The organism is Alcaligenes sp. AB3 (assembly GCF_031844565.1).
In the GTDB taxonomy this organism is placed as follows: Bacteria; Pseudomonadota; Gammaproteobacteria; order Burkholderiales; family Burkholderiaceae_B; genus Alcaligenes; species Alcaligenes faecalis.
In genome coordinates, this window is record NZ_JAUZVM010000007.1 from 1 (window position 1) to 20,971 (window position 20,971).

Here is a 20,971-nt window from a genome sequence, read left to right on the forward strand (position 1 = left end):
AACGCATAGGCCAGCGGCACGCCCTGATGGCATACAAGCCTGATCTCCTCTGAAATTCCTACTCAGTTTCTCCTTTGCGCCGTAGAATACGGATAAATACTTTAGAGCTAAAGGAGTTGCCCGTGGGTGCAGAGACAGTAGTAGATGCGATTGTGGTTGGGGCAGGGCACAATGGCTTGGCAGCAGCCGTGGAGCTGGCCAGCAAAGGCTGGAAAGTTCAGGTTGTGGAAGCAAAAAGCTCCGCAGGTGGTGCAGTCAGCACTCAGGAATTGACCCTGCCAGGCTTCAGGCATGATGTGTGCGCCATGAATCTGTCCTCCTTTGCGGGCTCTGCGTTTTTCCAGCGTCATAAAGAGGCTCTAGGCCGTCACGGTTTGGCTTTCGTCCCTGCAGAACATTGCTTTGCCAGTGTGTTTCGGGATCACAGCTATTTGGGTGTCAGCACGGATCTGGAAACGACCTTGAAGCGGATACGCGCTGTTTCTGAAAAGGACGCTCAGGCTTGGCAGGCCATGCTGGATGATTTCCAGAGCAAGGCTCCTCACCTGTTTGCTGTGCTCGGTAGCCCCATGCCTTCCTGGGGCCTGATGAAAAGCGCCTGGAAGAGCTGGCGTGAGCTGGGCAAGGATGGCGTTGCAGAGCTGATGCAATTGCTGCTGGCGACGCCTCGTGACTTTCTGGACCGCCATTTTGAGAGCGACTCATTGAAAGCCATGATGGCAGCCTGGGGGCTGCATGTGGATTTCACACCAGACACAGCCGGTGGTGCTTTATTCCCTTATCTGGAGTCCATGGCCAATCAAGCCTTTGGTATGGTGATCGGGCAGGGCGGTGCTGACACGATTATCCGTGCCATGACGAGCTTGCTGCAGGAGCTGGGCGGTGAGCTGCTGTTGAATGCCCCCGTGCAGACAATTGAACAAGAGAATGGTCGCGCCAGTGGTGTTGTCCTGGTTGATGGTCGTCGCCTGAAAGCACGCAAGGCGGTGATCGCGAATCTGAATCCTCAGCTAGTCTTTGGTCGTCTGGTGCAGTCCGCTGCCGTTCCCAAGGATTATCAGAAGAAAGTCGATGCCTTCCGCCCCGGTTTGGGCACTATGATGATTCATTTGGCGCTGGACGGGCTACCCGACTGGAAAGCCGGTGCCGAGCTGCAGCGTTTCTCCTACGTGCATCTGGCACCCGATATGGCCATGATGAGCCGTGTTTACGCCGAAGCCGCCGCAGGCTTGTTGCCTGTCGAGCCTGTGCTGGTGGTTGGGCAAGGTACGGCTCTGGATCCTTCCCGTGCCCCAGAGGGCAAACACACCCTGTGGATTCAAGTGCGCGTATTGCCTGCCCAGATTAAGGGCGACGCTTCTGGTCAGATTGCTGCTGGCGATTGGTCGCAGCTTAAAGACGCGTATGCAGAGCGCGTTCTGGATCTGCTTGAAAGCTATGCGCCCGGTTTGCGTAGCAAGATTTTAGCCCGCCACATCATGTCGCCCCAGGATCTGGAGCAGTTCAATGCGAACTTGATTGGTGGTGACAACCTCTCGGGCAGCCACCACTTGGATCAGAACTTCTTCTTCCGCCCAGTTGCCGGTTACTCCAAATACAAGACGCCGATCAAGGATCTGTATTTGTGCGGCGCTTCGACCTGGCCTGGTGCAGGGACGGGAGCCGGATCGGGCTATATGCTGGCCAATCTGCTGGTGAAGTAAATAAAGGAACTAGAGGCCATTCAGACGCTGCCGAGCGTGCTCCAGACGCAGCTGTTTGGCCTCCAGTTCCTGAAGCTGTCGTCGTATCCCATCAATATGTTCTTTGGCTGCGCGTCGGGCCAAGTCAGCCTGGCCTTGTGTGACGGCATTGCATAAACGGGCATGTTGCCTGTCCAGCCTGCGTTTGGAGTCATGATCGGGGTACAGGTGCTGTACGGACACACGCACCGTAGACAGCATCAAGTCGTTGAACAGGCTGATCATGTGCACCAAAACCGGGTTATGCGAGGCCTCACAGATAGCGGCATGAAAAGCATGGTCGGCCCGAGCAACCTGCTCAGGAGCCGCATCCTGCATCTGCAGATGTTCCAGCTCCTGAAAGCGCCGTCTTATCATGATGTGATCGGCTTCGGTCCCTCTGGACGCGGCTAACTGGGCAGCCTCGCTTTCAAGCAGTTCACGCACTTCGAGCAAGTCATACAGTGTGCGTCCCTGCGCTTGCAGCAGGTGCTCCAGCGGCTTGCTGACGGCGGCATCAATCAGGTTGGCAACGAAGGAACCTTTGCCATGTCGGGTTTCAATCAAGCCGCGCACGCGCAGGATTTGCAGTCCTTCCCGCAGCGCAGAGCGGGACACGGCCAGCCTTTGCGTCAGTTGCCGCTCGGAGGGCAGGACTTGTCCCGGTTTCAGGACGCCATCCATGATAAAAGTTTCGATGCGTTGGGCGACCAGCTCGGCGGTGACTTCCAAACGCTTGGGTTCCTGCATTTTCATCTGTGGTCAGACCAGTTGTATGTTTGTGGAAATGATAACAAGCTGATTATCTATCTGTCTGATTTATAAGTATAAAGATAAACCCTGATATGCTCTTAGGGTAAAAACTGGTCGGACCAGTAGTCTGGCGGCTGGACAAGCCCGCCTGCATCAAAGACCATCCGTTTCAGGAGACTTTAAAAGACAGGAGGCGTCATGAGCTTGCGCTACGACGAAAAACTGGACGGTGTGCTGCCCCGCGTGGACAAGATGCAGCTGCTTAGCCGTTTGCGTGATGATATTCCCGGCCTGGATGTACTGCACACAGATGAGCAGTTGCACCCTTACGAGTGCGATGGACTGAGTGTTTATCGCGCCAAACCCTTGCTGGTGGTGTTGCCCCGTAATGTGGAGCAGGTACAGGCCGTGATGCGTTTGGCCCACGAAGTTGGCGTGCCGGTAGTCGCCCGTGGTGCGGGTACCGGTTTGTCAGGCGGCGCTATGCCATTGGAGCAGGGCATTTTGCTGGTGATGGCGCGCCTGAACCAGATTCTGGATCTGGACCCCGTAGCCGGGATTGCTCGGGTTCAACCAGGCGTGCGTAACATCGCGATCTCTCAGGCGGCTCAACCCTTTGGGCTGTACTACGCACCGGACCCGTCTTCGCAGATTGCCTGTTCGATTGGTGGCAACGTAGCGGAAAACGCGGGCGGCGTGCACTGCCTGAAATATGGTCTGACCGTACACAATATCTTGCGCCTGGAAGTCATTACCGTCACAGGCGAACGATTGATCCTGGGCTCCGAGGCCCTGGATACCCCCGGCTTTGATCTGATGGCCCTGTTTACGGGTTCCGAAGGGATGCTGGGTGTAGTCACAGAAATTACCGTCAAGTTGCTGGCACGCCCTCCTTGTACGGTGGTGTTGCTGGCCAGCTTTGACGAAGTGGAAAAAGCAGCGGATGCCGTGGCACAGATTATTGCCCAAGGCATTGTGCCGGCAGGGCTGGAAATGATGGATCAAATGTCCATTCGTGCGGCCGAGGACTTTATTCACGCTGGCTATCCTGTGGATGCACAAGCGATCTTGCTCTGCGAGATTGATGGTGCTTTGGAGGATGTGCAGGATGATGTGGCCCGTGTCGAGCAGGTGCTGTTCAAGGCGGGTGCGCAAGAAGTGCGGGTTGCTCGGGACGAGCAGGAACGGCAGCGCTTCTGGGCCGGTCGTAAAAATGCCTTCCCCGCGGTGGGACGGATTTCTCCTGACTATTACTGCATGGATGGCACCATTCCGCGTCGTCAGCTGGCGTATGTCCTGAAGAAAACCGCCGAGCTTTCCGAAGAATATGGCTTACGCGTCGCCAACGTGTTTCATGCGGGCGATGGCAATATGCATCCTCTGATTCTGTTCGATGCCAATGAGCCCGGCGAGCTGGAGCGTGCCGAAGCCTTGGGTGGCAAGATTCTGGAATTGTGTGTGGAAGTAGGCGGCACAATTACCGGCGAGCACGGTGTAGGCCGAGAAAAAATCAATCAGATGTGCGTGCAGTTCAACGAAGACGAGCTGCAGTTTTTCCATGCGATCAAAGCTGCCTTTGATCCCAAAACCATGCTGAATCCCGGCAAGAACATTCCTACTCTGCACCGCTGTGCAGAAATGGGTGGCATGCACATCCATCACGGGCAATTGCCTTTCCCAGAGTTGGAGCGCTTCTGATGAGTACCGTAGAACATAAGAGTCAGGATCGCAGCGCTGAGTTGCTGGAGCAGGTTCAGCAAGCCCTGGCCACGAAAACCCCTTTGCGTTTGCAGGGTGGCAATACCAAATCCTTTCTAGGCAAAGCCGTGCAAGGGCAAGAGTTGAGCTTGGCCGGCCATGAAGGTGTGGTCGATTACGACCCGGCGGAGCTGGTGGTCACGGTGCGTGCCGGGACGTCCTTGCAAGCTCTGGAAACGGTCTTGAACGAACAAGGCCAATGCCTGCCTTTTGAGCCTCCTTTGTTTGATGGCCAAGCCACGGTTGGTGGAGCCACCGCCTGTGGTTTGTCGGGACCGCGTCGGCCTTGGGTAGGCTCATTACGAGACTATGTGCTGGGCTGCCGTTTGATCAGTGGCATGGGTACGCATATGCGCTTTGGTGGCCAGGTCATGAAGAACGTCGCCGGTTATGACGTGTCGCGACTGATGGTCGGTGCACAGGGTTCCCTGGGTGTAATTACCGAGGTGTCTTTCAAAGTCTTGCCTCGTCCTCGTAGTCGCGCCAGTCTGGTTCTGGAGGTGGATCAGCAGGAAATTGCGGGTCTGTTGCGTAGCTGGCGTGATCAAAGCCGCCCCATTACGGGCGCAGCGTGGCAGGACGGGCGTTTGCATTTGCGTCTGGAAGGTGGCGACAGCTCAGTGCAATTGGCTCAGGAGCAAATTGGCGGAGAAGCTTTGGACTTGTCCTATTGGGATGATTTGTGCGAGCAGCGCCTGGAGTTTTTCAAGCAGCCCGGCACCTTGTGGCGAATCGCCTTGCCAGTGGATGCTCCCGTACAAACATGGCCCGGCCAGATTCTGGTGGATTGGGGTGGGACACAGCTGTGGCTGAAATCCGATGCGCCTGCCGAGCAGATTCATGCGCAAGCTCAAGCCTTGAAAGGGCATGCCCGTTGCTGGTCCGGATCAGGCGCCGGGCAGGATGTCTTGCCCGAGTCCTTGTTGATATGGCATCAGCGCTTGAAGCAACAGCTGGACCCTGCTGCCATTTTTAATCCAGGTCGTCTCTTTCCTTCGGCGGAGTCCACATGCAAACACAACTGACACCATGGGCTCAGCAACTGCCGCAAGCCGAGCAAGCCCAGGCCATTTTGCGCTCCTGTGTGCATTGCGGGTTCTGTAATGCCACCTGTCCCACCTATCTGGACCAGGGCAATGAGCTGGACGGTCCCCGTGGCCGTATTTACCTGATCAAGATGTTCCTGGAAGGCAAGGCTACCTCGGAATTGACCCAGCATCACCTGGATCGCTGCCTGAGCTGCCGTAACTGTGAAACGACCTGTCCTTCGGGGGTGAAATATCACAACTTGCTGGATATAGGTCGGGCCGCTTTGGAACCCAAAGTAAAGCGTCCTTTGAAAGACCGCGCCATGCGAGTTGCATTGACGCAAATTCTGCCAGAGCCTGGTCGAGTCGGTGCCTTGCTGGGGGTCGCGCGATCCATGCGCCCCCTGCTGCCATCTTCTTTACAGGAAAAAATCCCGCCCAAGCAGAATGCGGATTTGACGCGACCTGCGCAGCGACATGCTAAACGTGTCCTGATGCTGGAAGGCTGTGTTCAACCAGCCATGGCGCCTTCCATTAACGCTGCGACGGCGCGAGTGCTGGATCGCTTGGGCATTAGCGTGACGCCCATCGCTCAGGCGGGCTGCTGTGGTGCCTCGTCCTTTCACTTGGGTGCGCAAGAGCAAGGCCTGGAGCAGGCGCGTCGCAATATCGACGCTTGGTGGCCGCAGATCGAACAAGGGGCGGTAGCGATTGTGCAGACCTCCAGCGGCTGCGGGGCCTTCGTGAAAGAGTACGTGGACTTGTTCAGAAATGATCCGGCCTATGCCGAGCGCGCTCGCCGTGTCAGTGAACTGGCCAAGGATCTGGTCGAAGTGCTGGAGGAGCAGCCTTTGGAGGAATGCCTGAACACGCAAACCCGCCCACGTCTGGCTTTTCATTGTCCGTGTACTTTGCAGCATGCGCAAAAACTGGGAGGGAGGGTTGAGGCCGTGCTGACTCGCCTGGGTTTTGACCTGGGCGCCGTGCCGGATAGCCATTTGTGCTGCGGTTCGGCGGGCACCTATTCATTGACTCAGCCGGAGATCGCAGGACGTCTGCGGGATCGCAAGATGGATGCGCTGGAAAGCAGCAAGCCTGACCTGATTGTCACGGCCAATATGGCCTGCGGGAATCATTTGAATGGAGCGGGTCGGACTGCGGTCAAGCATTGGATTGAGTTGGTGGATGAGTTTTTGTCTACCTGAACGTATAGCTGTACTTCTGCAGTGAATTGAAAGCCCGCTTAAAAAAGCGGGCTTTTTTTATTTCGTCCAGGCCGCGAGCGACGGGCGGAAGGGCGGTTTTCGCCAGTTTGGTGAATAAGTGCAGGAAAGGGCTGCCATCTGCGTGAATGGGATAGCGGGACAGGAGGGGGCTATTTAGCCTGATAGGGCTTGAATTTGTTGCTGCATGCCAAGGTTCTGGCGCTTAGCACAGGTTCTGCATACATCGGCATCCCACAGGATGATTTCAGGCTGTAGTTCCTATAAGAAAGAAAGGAGTTGCTCCATGCACTCAATCATTCGCGCATCCTTGCTCGCTGCGGGCATCTTATGCGTCTCTATTCCTCAGTCTCAAGCCTACGAGCTCTATCGTGAAGAGGGTACTGAGCTCAATGCTGATCTGACCGTTGTCTTTGGTGTCTTGAACAGCAAGCATAACTATATAGGTCGTCCAGGCCGTTTTGGATGGCAGGAAGGGTTTGCCAAATATGGTTTAAGTGGTGAAACGGACCGCATTGGTGCTGGCTCTGTGTACGGTAGCCTGGCCTTGATCAGCTCTGGCACTTGGGGCGACGGCGACCCTGGCGGTTATTCGATAGGAAAAGAGAGGCGCACCAGTTTTGAGGATGCCTATGTGGGGTGGCGCTCGGGGAGCTTGTTTCCCTTCTTGGGCCAGGATGGCATTGATATTTCCTTTGGTCGGCAGAGCATCAAGGTTGGCCGAGGGTTTCTGGTCTATGACGATGCAGCCAATCCAGGCAGAGGCATGGGCAGGGAGTTTGATCGAGGTGGTGCTTACTATCTGGGCCCTCGTCATTCTTTTGCCAAGACCGCTGTTTTACGTTTGGGCGGCAAGGAGGGGCTGCATGGTAGTGCCATGTGGATCAAGTCCGACAACCCGGCAATGGCCAAGACGGAAATGGCGGTTGGGACGGTCGAGTACACCGCTGCTGAAGGGACCGTAGGCTTCAGTTATATCCGGGGTCTGGATGTAGATAAGCAGTACGCCGATGCCATGGCATTGGAGCGCAAGAATATGAACATTTACGGCCTGTTCGGAGAGGGAAGCGCGGGTATAGAAAATGCCAAATTCGGCTTCGATTTGGCTCGTCAGGACAAGCAGTCTGGCCATGAAACGGCGTGGTCTGTTCAAGCTGGCTACACCTTTGCCGATATGGCCTGGAGTCCGGAAATCAGTTACCGCTACAGCCATTACTCAAAGCGCTGGGATCCCTTCTTTACGGGTGGGTACTTGGATGATGGCTGGACGCATGGAGAGGTAGCAGGAAACTATGTCCCAGGTGCATTTGCCAGCAATCTGGCGGTACATGCCATCTCCTTGCGAGCCCGACCTTATGACAATCTGACTGTGGGCGCGATTTTCTATAACTACAGAACCGTTGCCAATCGAGATGTGCTCAACAGTGATGCCAATGCCGTCGATCTGTATCTGGACTGGGCGGTGACGGACCACATCACCATTACCCCTTTGGTGGGCTTATACAAGCCACGCCAGTATGAGGCCAATGGCGGCAGCCAGAACAGAAATGCCTCAACCAATATCTATACGCAACTGGTCCTCAGCGCCAGTTTCTGATCCTGCTTTGAAATCCATGTGTTTGCTTGCGTTGAGCTGTCTTGGCACATCAGCTTGTTCGGTACCTGATTTTTTATGCATTTCGGCTTATTTGGCCGGAATTGCAAATTTTCGGGGAAGAACGGCAATACCTGCTTTCAGAGCGACAAATTAGCATTAATTGCACATGGCGCATAAATCACATAATACGAAAACGGAGACAACAATGAGCCACATTGATGCGCGATCAGTGTCCAAGCCGGGTTTGATTCCTGGTCAATTGGGCACTGCTGACATTATTTTCATGATTCTGGCCTGTGCTGCCCCTTTTGGGGTGTTGGGCGGGCTGGTTCCACTGGCTTTTGCGTTTGGCAATGGTGCGGGCACACCTGGCACCATGCTGCTGATTTGCCTGGTGATGCTGATCTTTGCGGTGGGCTATGTGCGCATGATTCCCCATGTACGAAATGTGGGGGCCTTTTACGCCTATATTGCGACCAGCCTGAACAAACAGGTGGGGGTGGCAGCCGCCTATGTGGCCATCATTGCCTATATCTGCGCATCTACCTCCACCTTGGGGGCGATGGCCTTTTTTTCCACTGATTTTGTGCAAGAGGTTTTCGGCGTCACTACACGCTGGGAAATGTGGGCCGCGATCAGTGTTGCCTTGATTGCCTACCTAAGCTATCGAAAAATTACGATGGCGGCCAAAGTGCTGGCGGTGTTGTTGATTCTGGAGGTGGCCTTCATTCTGGTGCTGGATGTGCTGATTTTGTACCACGTCGGATTTACTGGCCTGGATTTCAGCAGCTTTACGCCTGCTGCCGTGCTGGCGCCTGGTTTTGGTATCTCCATTATCTATGCCATCAATGGCGTGGTTGGCTTTGAGGCAACCGCTATTTATCGAGAAGAGGCCAGAAATAGCCTGGTGACGATTCCACGGGCAACCTACGGTGCCATTTTGGTGTTGGGGACGTTTTATGTCTTTTCTTCCTGGTGCCTGGTGTTGAGCGTGACTCCCGAGAAACTGCAGGCAGTGGCCGCCGCAGACCCGGGACGTTTGCTCACCGGCATGGGTGAACAATATTTGGGCGAGTTAGGCCGTCATGCATTGAATCTGTTGGTGGTGACCAGCCTGTTTGCCGCTGCCCTGGGCTTTGCCAACAATATTGCCCGCTACTTGTTTGCGGTGGCGCGCGACGGTTTGATTCCGGCTGTGCTAGGCAAGGTTCATCCGCAACATGGTTCGCCGTATGTGGCGTGTATCTTCTTGACCTGTATTTTTATTGTGGTGATTGGCGCTTTTGCCTTGGCCGGCCTGGACCCTTTGCTCAATCTGGCGACAAGTCTTTCATCCATGGGGGCCGTGGGCTTGATGTGTTTGCTCACGACTACATCTTTTTCTATCTGCGTCTTTTTCATCCGACGTGGTGAATATTCTTTGGCCAAGACAGGCGCCCCTTTGCTAGCGGGCCTGCTCCTGGCCATTGCGACCTGCTTGTCACTGGCTAATTATTCGGCACTGACAGGTACGGACTCTGTTCTGGTCAATAACCTGCCATTTCTGTTCCTGGTGGTGGTCATTGCGGGCTATCTGCATGGCAGTTGGCTGAAACGCAATCGGCCATCGGTCTACCTCAAAGTGGGCTCCACCCGAGTTGAGGAGGAGGTACTGGTACCCGCAGCCGCCTGATTGGCCGGTGCAGGAATTCTTGATTCAAGCGGAGGCGAGATGAGATACGAGACAACAGCTCAACGTCAGGCCCGAAGCCAGGCAGGGTGTGTGAACCCTGCGTTGAGGCTGGAGGGGTTTCCGGCGATGAATACACGGTTTGCGGATCAGGCGCGTGAACACTTGAGCGCAATTCTCGCCCCGCATCGGTTAGAACTGGATACGCGGCAAGCCGTGTGTTTTACGCATAATCGCTTGCTGCTGCAGGGACTCTCCTTGCATTTCATCGAGTATGGCGTACCCGCTGGTGTTGTCAGCCTTGAGGCCCAGGAACTGAGCGATCACTACTTGTTCAAGATTCCGTTAAGTGGCATGGCCCAGTACCGTCAGGCGGGTGCTCATTTTGAGGTTCGGCCAGGTATGTTGTATGTCGTGCATCCCGGAGAGACATTTGTTTCCTCAATGTCGGCAGACTACACCCACCTGACCTTGCAGCTGAATGCGGCACTGATTGATTCCCTGGATGAGGAAGATGGGCTAAGTCCAGGGGGGCAGCGTGCCTTTTTTGAAATAGCTCGTATCAATGCCGACGGTCAGGCACGGGCCTTGTCAGGAATCTTGCAGGCGATTTGCGAGGACACGACCAGTGGCGCTTCTTTGCTGGGCTTGCCCGCATTTCGGCAGACCATTGAAAAAATAGTCGTTAATGCCGTTCGTGCCTTGCCACGCAAATTAGCGCAACCCGCTTGCTCGGCAACAACGAGTCCGGCTCCGTTTTTCATCAAACGAGCAGAAGAATATATGCATGCTCATTTAACGGCCTCCATCTGTGTTGACGATCTGGTGCAGGCGGTGGGCGTCAGCCGTCGCACCTTGCATGCCGGATTTCGCAATTTCCGGCAGACCACACCTGGCGCACAGTTAAAGCGCATGCGGCTGGAGGCAGCCCGATCCGCCTTGCTGGATGCTCGGGAAACAGGGGAGAACGTCACGGACATCGCGACACGTTATGGCTTTTTCCATCTGGGAAAGTTTGCACGTGATTTCAGGGCGCGATTCGGTCAAAGCCCCTCCGAAGTCCTCAAACCTCGCTGACGGCGACACGGCTCTTTTTTTGCTGCACTTAAGGGATAGTGGCTGCGCATTGGTGCCTATTGCCGCCGGAGCTGGATTGCTACGCTGGAGTGGCTAGCAGACTCCTGGTCGAAGTCCATGAGCTGTGCACTGAAGATTGAATCAACTTTGTTTTGAATGTTGCCAAGCGGCCTGATCGTGCAGACCGCAGGGGCGGCATGTCTGTGGAGATTGAATTGCGTCTGGACAATGATTATGGATCGCTCGGGCAGAGCACGCGCTCTTTTCTGGACTCGTCACATGGCTTTCATATCGGTGGAAAGCAGGTCAGGGCTGCGTCGACGTATGCGTTGCAAGACCCAAGCACCGGGCAGGTTTTCGCCCATGCCGGACAGGCTCGGATGCTGGATGTGGCAGATGCCGTATCGGCAGCCAAAAAGGCTTTAGGGGGAGCTTGGTCAAGGTATCGCCCCCATCAGCGTGAGGCCTGTTTGCTGCGCCTGGCTGATTTGCTGGAGCAACATGCTCGCCCCTTGTCGGAAATCGAGACAGTGTGTAGCGGGCGCTTGTTGCAGAACACCTTGCATGTTGACGTGCATTACTCGGCTCATGTGTTGCGTTATATGGCGGGTTGGGCGACCAAACTATCGGGGCGAACGACCCCTTTGTCGGTTCCCTATGTGCCTGACGGCGAGCTGGATGGTTTCACGTTTCGAGAAGCTGTAGGAGTGGTGGCTGCCATTGTCCCCTGGAATGTTGCTCTGGGGATTGCGATCTGGAAAATTGCACCGGCACTGGCGGCGGGCTGCACTATCGTTTTGAAGCCGGCACCCCAAACTCCGCTGACTGCTTTGTACCTGGCACAGCTGGCGCTGGAGGCAGGCCTGCCTGAAGGGGTACTTAATGTGGTGACAGGCAGTGAGCCTGAGGTGGGGGTTGCGTTAGTGCGGGACCCGGATGTGGACATGGTGAGTTTTACCGGTTCTACCGAGGTTGGCAGGCAGATTGCGCTGGATGCGGCAGGGGCTTTCAAACGTTTCAGCCTGGAGTTAGGCGGTAAATCGCCCGTCATTATTGCCCAGGATGCCGATCTGTCGCGTGCTATTCCTCAGGCCGCTTGGGCCATCTTTGCCAATCATGGTCAGAACTGTTGTGCGGGATCACGCCTGTATGCTCATGCCCGTGTCTTTGATGAGGTTGTTGACGGTATTAGTGCGATTGCCGAGTCCATCACGTTGGGAGCTCCACTGGATTCGCAAAGTGCGATGGGCCCCTTGGTCAATCGCGCTCACAGTCAGCGTGTGCTCGCTTACGTGCAAGAAGGGATTCGAGAAGGAGCCTCGTTGCGCACGGGCGGGCAAGGCCTGGATCATCCTGGGGCTTATGTACGGCCGACGGTGCTTGCTGGGGTGAGCCCGCAGATGCGGGTCGTGCGTGAAGAAATATTTGGCCCTGTTCTGGTGGCTGCCTCGTTTGAGAATGATGCCCAGGCGGTGAGCTTGGCTAATGACTCCGAGTTTGGATTGGGTGCCAGCATCTGGAGTCGGGATCTGGACCGGGTGCGCTATATGACGCGCAAGCTTCAGGCCGGCTCTGTCTGGGTGAATACCCACAATACGCTTGATGTCAGCTTGCCATTTGGTGGCTGGAAGAGCTCGGGCATGGGGCATGACCTGAGCGAGGAGGCGGTTTTGGCACATACCCGTCTGAAGAGTTCCGTTCACCACTATCTGCAGACGGACACAACGGATTTGCCTTGATGGCACAGCCGTGCACGCACCACATCTATTTTTACTCGAATAAGCAGAGACACTTATGAAGCAAGCATCTGTTTTAAATCCGGACCTGGCCTTATCTGAAATACGTATGCCTGAAGGCCTGTTGTTATTGGATGGAAAGCTCAGTGGGGCCTCCCCGTCAGCACGACGGATTGATGTGCTCAATCCGGCAACGGGCGAGTTTATTACGACGATTCCAGCTTGTACGGCGGCGGATGTCGACCATGCTGTCATGGCGGCCCACCGTTGTTTTGAGAGTCAGGCCTGGCGGTCCATGCGTCCTTTGGACAGGGGGCGGCTGTTGGAGCGTTTGGCTTTGCTGATCGAAGAACATGCAGAGGAACTGGCTCAGCTCGAGTCCCTGGATAGCGGCAAGCTGTTAAGTGTCACACGCATGATTGATATTCCTTTTGCGATCGAGGCGCTGCGTTATTTTGCAGGTTGGAGTTCTAAAATTTCCGGCGAATATATTGCCCTTTCACCTCTGGTTCAGGATGGGGCGTCCTACCGGGCTTATACCGAACGCAAGCCCATGGGCGTCGTGGGCGGAATTACCCCTTGGAACTTTCCTCTGGGACAAGCTATTCAGAAATTGGCACCGGCAATCGCTTGTGGATGTACCGTTGTCCTCAAACCATCTGAAGAAACCTCCTTGACGACCTTGCGCTTGGGGGAGTTAATTCTGGAGGCGGGCTTTCCAGCAGGTGCAGTCAATATTGTCACGGGCTATGGCCATGATGTAGGAGCGGCTCTGGTCGAACATCCCTTGGTGCGCAAGATCTCGTTTACTGGCTCTACCGCGACAGGGCAGCGAATTTGGGCAGCAGCGGCACCGACCATGAAACGTGTCACTCTGGAGCTGGGTGGCAAATCCCCCACCATTATTTTGGCCGATGCTGATTTGAGCCGAGCAGTGCCTGGGGCGGCTGCCGCTATTTTTTCCAATTCAGGTCAGATATGTACAGCGGGCTCGCGCTTGTTGATTGAGGCCGCGGTGTATGAGGAAGTGATTGCGGGTGTGGCCGATATCGCCAGGACGCTGAAATTGGGATCGGGTGCTGATCCGCAAGCTCAAATAGGTCCATTGATCTCTGCTCGCCAGCGGGAGCGGGTGGCTGGCCTGGTTCGCTCCAGTCTGGATGAGGGGGCGGTGGCATTGGCAGGCGGCGATATGATTGGCGAGGCAGGCTGGTTTTATCAGCCTACCGTGTTGACGGAGGTATCGCGTGAAATGCCTGTGATGCGTGAGGAAGTGTTTGGACCTGTGGTCTGCGCCTTGCGTATCGAGGAGTCCTCACAACTGGTCGATCTGGCCAATGACACGCCCTACGGTCTGGCCGCCAGTATCTGGACGCGTGATCTGGAGCGGGCTCACCTGCTTGCGGATCGAATTGATGCCGGGACGGTGTGGCTCAATACCCATAATGTGCTGGATTTGGCCGTGCCGTTTGGCGGTCGGAAACTGTCCGGGGTGGGGCGTGAGTTTGGCAGCGAGGCTATCCAGGCCTACACCGAACCGAAGGCAGTTTGTATGCGTCTGGATCGTGGAGCGATGGTTGGCTATTAATCTTTGAGTCTGTAGTGACGTGTCTGATTATCGCGGCGACCCCGATAGTGGGGGGTCGCCGCGATTTGTTTTTATCGTTGAAAACGATCGAGGCGATAGGGAGCCGGATCGACGAGAGGAGTAGTATTGCAGATCAGATCTGCGGCCAATTGACCAGCGGCCGGACCAGTACCAAAACCGTGGCCTGAAAATCCACTGGCCAAGGTGAGCCCAGGAGTCTGTTCTAGCTTGCAAATGACGGGCAGGGAATCCGGGGTGACATCAATCATGCCCCCCCAGGCTTGCTTGATAATGGCGTGCTGAAAAACGGGCCAGGCTGCAATCAAGTTGTTCATGGCTTCTGTATTCAGAGCAGGCAAGGTAGGTGGGTCCATCGTTCTGATACGTTCGAAAGGGGAAATTTGATGTCCCTTCCAGCGGCGTCCCAACATAAGATCCGACAGGAAGTCACGGCCTAGAGAAATACGTACATTTTTCCATTGAGCACGCAGCATGGGCAGGTACTGCCTGCCCAGTAACAGACTGTCCAGCATCAAGGGAGCATACAGAGCCCCGCGTTGCGTAATGGTAAAGCCGCCGTCCAGGCGCTTGCGAAATGAGAAGTCGGGGGCACCGACGGCAATATCCGCAGGGCCCTCCAAAGGAGCGGTGCGCACGACAGAGGCCACCAGGGGCAGTGTTGGCAGTGAGACTCCCAGATTCCCCAGAAAGCGTCGAGACCAGAGGCCGCCTGCCAACAGCACCTGTTCGCAGTGTATTGCGCCGCGTTCGGTCATGACGCCACTGACGCGGCCTGCTGACATGATCAAGTTACGGACGGCACAGTTTTCGACGATCAGAACCCCTTTTTTCAGGGCAGCCTGCGCAATGGCACTGCAGGCCAAGGTGGGTTCGGCGCGACCATCAGAAGGGGTATAAATACCGCCCGCCCACCGACCCTGACCACCAGGCACCATATCATTGATCTGGGAAGGATTGAGCAGGCGAGAGTCCAGCGATAGATGCCGAACCGAGGCTAGCCATTGCTCATGCTGCTGCATTTCAGCCTCGCTGCGGGCCAGGTACATAATGCCAGCCTGACGGTAGCCCACATCGGCTCCGAGGCGTTCAGGCATTTGGGACCAGAGCTGGTCGGCGGCCAGGGCCAACGGTACATCAGGTGCCGCACGGCTCATTTTGCGCACCCAGCCTAGATTGCGGGAGGATTGCTCGCCTGCGATACAGCCCTTTTCAAGCACAACAACGGGGATGCCGCGTTCGGCCAGGGTCAGGGCGGCGCTAAGGCCAATGATGCCCGCGCCGATAATAACAACGGTTGAAGAGTCTGGCAGCTCGATAGAGCTGGATACAGGAGTGATGACGGGAGCCACAGCTCGTCTCCTTGGACTGTAGAGTAGACCGGATGTCTCGTTCCATGCGGCGCGACACCGGTCACCGTCAACCGCATGGCGCTTTTCAAGGGGTAATGGTCAGCTCTTTGATCGTGCCTTTGGAGGCACCGCGATAGGCCGTCACTTCAATTTCTACCCTGTACTCGGGTGAGCCCAGAGGAGGGCTGGTCATGGTGAGGGTTGGATTGATTCCACGCATTTTTTCACCATATACCTGCATGATGGTGTCCACATCCTCAGGAAACTGGATGAAGACGCGAGCAGCAACAATATCTGCCAGACAGGCGTCGACTGAGGCCAGTGCGGTTTCGATATTGCTCAGTACTTGCAGTGTTTGTTCGCGCAAGTCGGTGGGAATCAGCTTGGTACGGGGATTGCGTCCGGCGGTGTTGGACATGAAGATCAGATTGTCGACGGCAACCAAACGCGAGTAGCTGCCCAACTCTTCAAATTTGGAGCCCGTTTTGACTTTGACGATAGAGGTCATGTTTATGTCCTGAAAGAGGCGGTGATGAAAGCGCCACACAAGGTGGTCAGGGCTGCTTGTGTGGCCACATGGGATTAACGCAGAACGGGTTCGTCCCAGAGATTGAGGCGGGTACCAATGCCTTGTTTGAGGGCATTGCGATATACCACTGTTCCCCAGGCCACGTCTTCAACCGGCATTCCGCCCACGGACATGATGATGATTTCTTCATCGTTTCGGCGGCCCGGTGCTTCTCCGGCCACGATCTGGCCCAGATCCTCCAGCTGATCGCGGGACATGCGGCCTTCAGCGATCAGATCCATGAAGCGAATCCCTACTACAGGCACACTGGCATGGACGGGTTTGGGGTTCTCTTCGTACCAGGCGTCATACAGACCGATATGGTCCAGAACCTTGCGAATTTCGGGGGACTCCATGTCCTGATCGATGTTGCCTAGCGCGGGCATGGCCAGAAAGGTGCCGGGGCGAACCCAGGCGCGCTTCACCGTGGGATAGGTGGAGGGGTCGCCAACCGCTCCCGAACCACAGAAGGTCACGATGTCACTGTCCCGAACCACAGCTTCATCGGTCTCCACAACCTGGACCGTGGTGATCTGTGGGAAGGTTTCCGCGAGCCAGGCCAGGAAAGCGTTCAGGTTTTTCTGGCCGCGTCCTTTGACCTTGACGGTGTCAATTTGCGGGCACACGGCCATAAAGGCAGACAGGGAGGTGCGAGCCATGACACCGGGGCCCAGGATGCCGACCACCTTGGAGTCCTTGCGTGCCAGATGACGCGCACCGACACCTGGAATGGCTCCTGTGCGATAGGCGGACAACAGGTTGGCAGACATAAATGCCAATGGTGCTCCGGTGTCCGCGTCATTGAGCACAAACATCAGGATGGAGCGTGGCAGCCCCTTTTCCCGGTTTTCTATATTGGAGCCGTACCATTTCATCCCCGCCGTACGGAAACGTCCGCCCAAATAGGCGGGCATGGCCATAAAGCGCCGGTCAGGGGTCGGTTTTGGCATGTCGGGGAAGGGGGAGTTCTCCGGAAAGACAACAATGGACCCGTGCGAGTTGTTGTTGGCTCCTGCCATTCGGTAGTCGTTATGGTGCAGCAGGCTGAACATCTCCTCCATCGTATCTACGCAGCTGGCCATATCGGTCACGCCAGCACGAACCATGTCCTGTTCGGACAGATAGATAAAGTCGATCTTCGTCGAGGTGCTCATGTCTCATATCCTTGTAGTGCGTTATTTGCAATGACATGGTGCCCCAGCGACGAAGGTGGGGAAATTGCAAAGCGGGATAGAGAATTTGCAGAATAGGCCAGCTCGCATTGCCATTGATCTGGCGGGTAAATAATAAGGACAGGGGTAAATCCCGATATTGCAAGTAGCTGATTTTATAAATTATATATAGCGTGAAGCCCCTGATTGATTGAGGCTTGAAGATTTAAGCCGCAAAAAAAAGAAGCGATTTTACAGAGTGGCTTGATGGCGGTGAGTGTGTAGAAACAGGGAACAAAAGGGGGAGTTGCGAAGATGAGCCAGGGTCTTGACGAGTCGGTGGGGGTGGCTTGTGGCTTGGACACGGCCTGCCCAGATACCGTTAATCCGAATGAGGATAGGCAGGCCACAATACGAACCTTGTATCTGAGTGCTTTGGTTGACGCTTTGTCAGAGCATGGGCATCAGGTAGATACGCTGTTGCGTGAATACGGCTTTTATCGAAATCAGACGGCAACCCCTTACGAGCGCGTCCCCTTGCATCGCTACGTGTCCTTGCTCGAGCATGCCGCCAGGAAGTTTGATCGGCCTTATCTGGGATTGGAGATGGGGGCGCAGTTTGGCCTGGAAGAAATGGGGCCATTTCATGCCTTGTTTGTGGCAGCGGGGAGTTTGCGGGCTACGCTGGATTCGTTTGGCATGTTTCAAGGCCATTGGCAAACCAGAACATCCCTGGATGTGACCGCTCAGGCTGAGACCACGACGCTTAGTTAGCGGATTCAGAATCGGGCCATTTGGCCGCGCAGTCAGGATGCCGAGTTCACGATGGCAGGTATGGCCTTGATGCTCAAGCAACTGGCGACACCCGGCTGGAAGCCGATTGAAGTTCATTTTGAACATTCGATTGTGGGGCGAGAGCAGACCTTGGAGCGTTTTTTCCGAGCGCCTGTCATTGGCAACCAGGTTGCCAATCAGCTGGTGATGCGCAACAGCGACTTGGATCGGCAGTTTTCCCGTGCCAGCGGGTTTCAGGATACCCGGCTCAAGTCTGTGCTGGAGTGTCATTTGCTGGACCTGATGGGACCAGAGATTACGGTGACGAAAGCTGTGACAGAGCAAGTAGAGGAAGCGATTGCCCGGCGTTTGGGGCGTGCGCCGGTAGATTGCGATTCCATTGCTTTGGTTCTGGAGATGTCGGCTCGATCTTTGCGTCGACGCTTGATGGAAGAGGGGGCATCTTTTCGTAGCGTATTGCAGACCGTTCGCCAGGAGCGAGCACAAGCCATGTTGCAGTCTGCTGATCTGCCTTTGTCCGTCGTTGCCGAGCAGCTCGGTTATTCGGATACCGCGACTTTTTCGCGCGCCTTCAAAGAGTGGACGCGGGCTTCCCCGCGTCGTTTCTCCAGGCGGCAAAGCTGAGACTGGTGTTTTTTATCCCTTTTCAGCTCCGCCTTTGATGCTTGCCTGGCTCAAACAGCAAACCCAGGTTGCGGTACGCTGTTTTGCACCGTGATGGCTTTCAGTTCCGAGTACATGCTCAAGGTTTCACGGCAATGTTCGCGTCCTATGCCGCTTTCCTTCATGCCACCAAAGGGCGAGCCGCTCGTCAGGTTGAAGTAACGGTTGATCCAGACGTAGCTCTGGATACAAGCTGGGCGCCAATTCGTTGGATGGTCTATGAGTGCCTTCAAACCGTTAAGGCTCGTCCCTGAAAACAGCGCGCAGGCTGTATGACTGGGGCTGGTTTCTACCTGAGCTCACGTACCTTGCAACGAGTCTTCCCTAACTCGTCCTCTCGGCAAGAGGTAGCCGCGGTACCGTCAGCATCAAAATAAATCCCCATATTTTCTTTCTTGTTGTTGAGCGGGCCGAAGCGATTGGCCGGGTTTCTGTTCTGCTCAAGCTGGGGTAGGCGGTTGCGCTCCAGTTGCTGTTCTCGTGCCGCTTGGCGTGCCTTTTCCTCATTGTTCATCGCCTTCTGGAAGTTTCTGCTGAACTCTGAGTCCTTGGCCGGATCTTTGGGTGTGGCTGCTGAGGGACTCGCTTCGCGTGGCATGACGGACGTCGAGCGCAACTTTTTAAGATCTTCAGTCGTGACGGAAAAGTTCGGAGAGGCCGCGTGGCTGGCAACGGCGAGGAGACTGAGCAAGCCAACTGCAATAGGGTTCAGATATTTGCGCATCAGAATTTACTCGACGTGGATGAGGTTTGATTATCTATCGTTTGATAGACATTGCATGGTTTTTTCGTCTGCATTCTGTACAGAGGATTGACACGGGCACGAACGGAAACAGGGTGAGCCAAGTGTCCGCGGCTTAGTCAGATAGCGCCAAGCCTTGCAAGGGGACGATTGAACAGAATAATGTCACGAACACAGGCGGTCAGACGTTTAATGTGGTTTTCTGACGTGGGTCTGGGAGAACGCATTTAGCGTTGCCGCGACGTAATATGTGCTGTGTATCCAGATAACACCTTAGGGAGGAGAGAACATGAGCGGGCAAAAACAAGATCACAGTGCGTTTTTTTCAGTACGAACCGCCGCCATATCGCTAGCGCTTTGTATGGGAGGTGCCGCGGCTAATGCTGCGCCAGTGACGTTTTCTCATAAAGACTGGGATCTACGTTGCGATAACACGCTAACCTGCCGCGCCGCCGGTTATGCGGCTGATGGTGAAGAGCTGGGTTCAACGGTGTTATTGACGCGTAAAGCGGGCAGCGGAGAGCCGGTGGCAAATAGAGTCATGCTTGCACACTACGACGATCCCGAGTGGCCAAAAGACTCATTGCCAGAACTTGTTATTGCGGGCCGTAAAGCAGGTTCACTGAGTTTTGCGGGGGATGAGTCTTGGCAAATGAGCGAGGCACAGTTAGCCCAGTTTTTGGCAGCCTTGAAAAAAGACGCCGTAATTTCCTTTCGTGGGAATGGCAACACTTATGCGTTCTCGGGGGCAGGCTCAAGTGCTGTCTTGTTGAAAATGGATGACGTTCAAGGACGTGTCAATACGCCAGGGGCTATTCTGCGTAAAGGGAAGGGCAGCGAGTCTACGGTCAAGGCACCTATTGCTGCGCCAGTTATCAACCGTGCCGCGGTAGTGGATAAAAGCTTGCGCCCCATGACAGCGCAAGAGGACGCCTTGATAAGGCCTGTGCTGTTGAAGGTGCTTGCTGCTGATGAGGAACAATCCTGTAGTGCTGACATGCTGTCCGAGCCATGGGAAATTGCACGATTGAATCAGCAGTTCTCCCTGGTTGGCGCGCCTTGCTGGTTAGCCGCTTACAACGGTGGGGCAGCCTATTTTGTGATCAATAACAATATGCAGTCTGCTCCGGTGTTAGTGAGTACCAGCGCTACTGATTACGATAATGGAATGATCTTGTCCAGCATGAAGGGGCGGGGCTTGGGCGATTGCTGGAGTTACGAGGCATCGGTCTGGGATGGAACCGACTTTGTTGAAAGTGAACGTGGTGACACCGGGCGCTGTGCTCTGATTCGCGCTGGGGGCGCCTGGAATATTCCGGAGCATGTCAGCCAAGTGATCGGGCCGTGAGCTTATAAAAAAGCTATCGATGTGGCCTTGGAGTATTGATCCCCCGGCTTTCGAGCCTGGGGGATTATTTTTTTGGTTCTCAGCTCGGCAATGGTGTGTTGATGAGCGGAGAAACCTAACGGTTTCTGGGCTGGGTTGCTATGGCCGCTGCATGTTTGGTATTGCTTGCCACATGCCTATTTTC

Annotated in this window: 17 protein-coding genes and 1 pseudogene; 12 read left to right on the forward strand and 6 right to left on the reverse strand. The window is 55.3% G+C overall.

Annotated features, from left to right (window positions below; all coding sequences use genetic code 11):
• Positions 1-122: 122 nt before the first annotated feature.
• The gene (locus tag Q9R35_RS13970; protein ID WP_081251408.1) at positions 123-1,703 is read left to right on the forward strand and encodes an NAD(P)/FAD-dependent oxidoreductase; all 1,581 of its coding nucleotides are present in this window, start codon (positions 123-125) and stop codon (positions 1,701-1,703) included.
• Positions 1,704-1,712: 9 nt separating this feature from the next.
• Here Q9R35_RS13970 and glcC read toward each other — a convergent pair whose 3' ends face one another.
• A complete protein-coding gene (gene glcC, locus Q9R35_RS13975) occupies positions 1,713-2,477 on the reverse strand; it encodes a transcriptional regulator GlcC (RefSeq protein WP_080723826.1) in 765 nt (254 codons plus the stop codon).
• Positions 2,478-2,672: 195 nt separating this feature from the next.
• Here glcC and glcD point away from each other — a divergent pair, with 195 nt between their 5' ends.
• From glcD to Q9R35_RS14015, 8 genes are all read left to right on the forward strand, one after another.
• Positions 2,673-4,172, forward strand: a complete 1,500-nt coding sequence (glcD, locus tag Q9R35_RS13980) for a glycolate oxidase subunit GlcD (protein WP_063689801.1) — start codon at positions 2,673-2,675, stop codon at positions 4,170-4,172.
• The gene (glcE, locus tag Q9R35_RS13985) at positions 4,172-5,257 is read left to right on the forward strand and encodes a glycolate oxidase subunit GlcE (RefSeq protein ID WP_042487689.1); all 1,086 of its coding nucleotides are present in this window, start codon (positions 4,172-4,174) and stop codon (positions 5,255-5,257) included. The genes glcD and glcE overlap by 1 nt, the downstream gene beginning before the upstream one ends.
• Complete coding sequence (glcF, locus tag Q9R35_RS13990; RefSeq protein ID WP_197313690.1) at positions 5,242-6,465, forward strand: glycolate oxidase subunit GlcF; 1,224 nt, start codon at positions 5,242-5,244, stop codon at positions 6,463-6,465. The genes glcE and glcF overlap by 16 nt, the downstream gene beginning before the upstream one ends.
• Positions 6,466-6,769: 304 nt before the next feature.
• Entirely contained in the window at positions 6,770-8,080 is a 1,311-nt protein-coding gene (locus tag Q9R35_RS13995; RefSeq protein WP_197313691.1) for a hypothetical protein, read from the forward strand.
• A 205-nt stretch (positions 8,081-8,285) separates the two neighbouring features.
• Positions 8,286-9,752: an APC family permease gene (locus tag Q9R35_RS14000; protein WP_311220010.1), complete on the forward strand. Its 1,467-nt coding sequence runs from the start codon at positions 8,286-8,288 to the stop codon at positions 9,750-9,752.
• A gap of 126 nt (positions 9,753-9,878) precedes the next feature.
• Positions 9,879-10,826 (forward strand): AraC family transcriptional regulator, encoded by a 948-nt coding sequence (locus tag Q9R35_RS14005; RefSeq protein WP_052363012.1) that lies wholly within the window; start codon positions 9,879-9,881, stop codon positions 10,824-10,826.
• Between the two features lie 197 nt (positions 10,827-11,023).
• Positions 11,024-12,565, forward strand: a complete 1,542-nt coding sequence (locus tag Q9R35_RS14010; protein ID WP_042487677.1) for an aldehyde dehydrogenase — start codon at positions 11,024-11,026, stop codon at positions 12,563-12,565.
• Positions 12,566-12,620: 55 nt separating this feature from the next.
• Positions 12,621-14,150, forward strand: coding sequence for an aldehyde dehydrogenase (locus Q9R35_RS14015; protein ID WP_080723824.1), 1,530 nt, complete (start codon positions 12,621-12,623; stop codon positions 14,148-14,150).
• A gap of 71 nt (positions 14,151-14,221) precedes the next feature.
• On the opposite strand, the gene Q9R35_RS14020 is transcribed toward Q9R35_RS14015, so the two are convergent.
• The 3 genes from Q9R35_RS14020 to Q9R35_RS14030 form a co-directional block, all read right to left on the reverse strand.
• Positions 14,222-15,520 (reverse strand): FAD-binding oxidoreductase, encoded by a 1,299-nt coding sequence (locus Q9R35_RS14020; protein WP_311220011.1) that lies wholly within the window; start codon positions 15,518-15,520, stop codon positions 14,222-14,224.
• 85 nt (positions 15,521-15,605) lie between these two features.
• Positions 15,606-16,028, reverse strand: a complete 423-nt coding sequence (locus Q9R35_RS14025) for a Rid family hydrolase (protein WP_042487671.1) — start codon at positions 16,026-16,028, stop codon at positions 15,606-15,608.
• 74 nt (positions 16,029-16,102) lie between these two features.
• Entirely contained in the window at positions 16,103-17,242 is a 1,140-nt protein-coding gene (locus Q9R35_RS14030; RefSeq protein WP_197313692.1) for a tyramine oxidase subunit B, read from the reverse strand.
• 312 nt (positions 17,243-17,554) lie between these two features.
• Here Q9R35_RS14030 and Q9R35_RS14035 point away from each other — a divergent pair.
• Both Q9R35_RS14035 and Q9R35_RS14040 read left to right on the forward strand, forming a co-directional pair.
• Positions 17,555-18,235, forward strand: a pseudogene (locus tag Q9R35_RS14035) (AraC family transcriptional regulator ligand-binding domain-containing protein); the annotation flags it as partial.
• A gap of 81 nt (positions 18,236-18,316) precedes the next feature.
• Positions 18,317-18,658: a helix-turn-helix transcriptional regulator gene (locus tag Q9R35_RS14040; protein WP_404977956.1), complete on the forward strand. Its 342-nt coding sequence runs from the start codon at positions 18,317-18,319 to the stop codon at positions 18,656-18,658.
• A gap of 50 nt (positions 18,659-18,708) precedes the next feature.
• On the opposite strand, the gene Q9R35_RS14045 is transcribed toward Q9R35_RS14040, so the two are convergent.
• Both Q9R35_RS14045 and Q9R35_RS14050 read right to left on the reverse strand, forming a co-directional pair.
• Positions 18,709-18,930, reverse strand: a complete 222-nt coding sequence (locus Q9R35_RS14045; protein ID WP_080723822.1) for an aldehyde dehydrogenase family protein — start codon at positions 18,928-18,930, stop codon at positions 18,709-18,711.
• Between the two features lie 56 nt (positions 18,931-18,986).
• On the reverse strand, positions 18,987-19,421 hold the full coding sequence (locus tag Q9R35_RS14050; protein WP_197313694.1) for a hypothetical protein: 435 nt from the start codon (positions 19,419-19,421) through the stop codon (positions 18,987-18,989).
• A 307-nt stretch (positions 19,422-19,728) separates the two neighbouring features.
• Between Q9R35_RS14050 and Q9R35_RS14055 the strand changes: the two genes are divergently transcribed.
• Positions 19,729-20,787 carry a DUF1176 domain-containing protein gene (locus Q9R35_RS14055; protein WP_311220012.1) on the forward strand — a complete coding sequence of 353 codons (1,059 nt, stop codon included), beginning with the start codon at positions 19,729-19,731 and terminating at the stop codon, positions 20,785-20,787.
• Positions 20,788-20,971: the final 184 nt, after the last annotated feature.

Excerpts from the sequence above, each read along its gene's own strand:
- glcC (WP_080723826.1), bottom strand. The coding sequence starts at position 2,477 with ATGAAAATGCAGGAACCCAAGCGTTTGGAAGTCACCGCCGAGCTGGTC.
- glcF (WP_197313690.1), top strand. The coding sequence starts at position 5,242 with ATGCAAACACAACTGACACCATGGGCTCAGCAACTGCCGCAAGCCGAG.
- Q9R35_RS14005 (WP_052363012.1), top strand. The coding sequence starts at position 9,879 with ATGAATACACGGTTTGCGGATCAGGCGCGTGAACACTTGAGCGCAATT.
- glcD (WP_063689801.1), top strand. The coding sequence starts at position 2,673 with ATGAGCTTGCGCTACGACGAAAAACTGGACGGTGTGCTGCCCCGCGTG.
- Q9R35_RS14050 (WP_197313694.1), bottom strand. The coding sequence starts at position 19,421 with ATGCGCAAATATCTGAACCCTATTGCAGTTGGCTTGCTCAGTCTCCTC.
- Q9R35_RS14015 (WP_080723824.1), top strand. The coding sequence starts at position 12,621 with ATGAAGCAAGCATCTGTTTTAAATCCGGACCTGGCCTTATCTGAAATA.
- Q9R35_RS13995 (WP_197313691.1), top strand. The coding sequence starts at position 6,770 with ATGCACTCAATCATTCGCGCATCCTTGCTCGCTGCGGGCATCTTATGC.
- Q9R35_RS14025 (WP_042487671.1), bottom strand. The coding sequence starts at position 16,028 with ATGACCTCTATCGTCAAAGTCAAAACGGGCTCCAAATTTGAAGAGTTG.
- Q9R35_RS14030 (WP_197313692.1), bottom strand. The coding sequence starts at position 17,242 with ATGAGCACCTCGACGAAGATCGACTTTATCTATCTGTCCGAACAGGAC.
- Q9R35_RS14040 (WP_404977956.1), top strand. The coding sequence starts at position 18,317 with ATGGGACCAGAGATTACGGTGACGAAAGCTGTGACAGAGCAAGTAGAG.
- glcE (WP_042487689.1), top strand. The coding sequence starts at position 4,172 with ATGAGTACCGTAGAACATAAGAGTCAGGATCGCAGCGCTGAGTTGCTG.
- Q9R35_RS14010 (WP_042487677.1), top strand. The coding sequence starts at position 11,024 with ATGTCTGTGGAGATTGAATTGCGTCTGGACAATGATTATGGATCGCTC.
- Q9R35_RS14000 (WP_311220010.1), top strand. The coding sequence starts at position 8,286 with ATGAGCCACATTGATGCGCGATCAGTGTCCAAGCCGGGTTTGATTCCT.
- Q9R35_RS14055 (WP_311220012.1), top strand. The coding sequence starts at position 19,729 with ATGAGCGGGCAAAAACAAGATCACAGTGCGTTTTTTTCAGTACGAACC.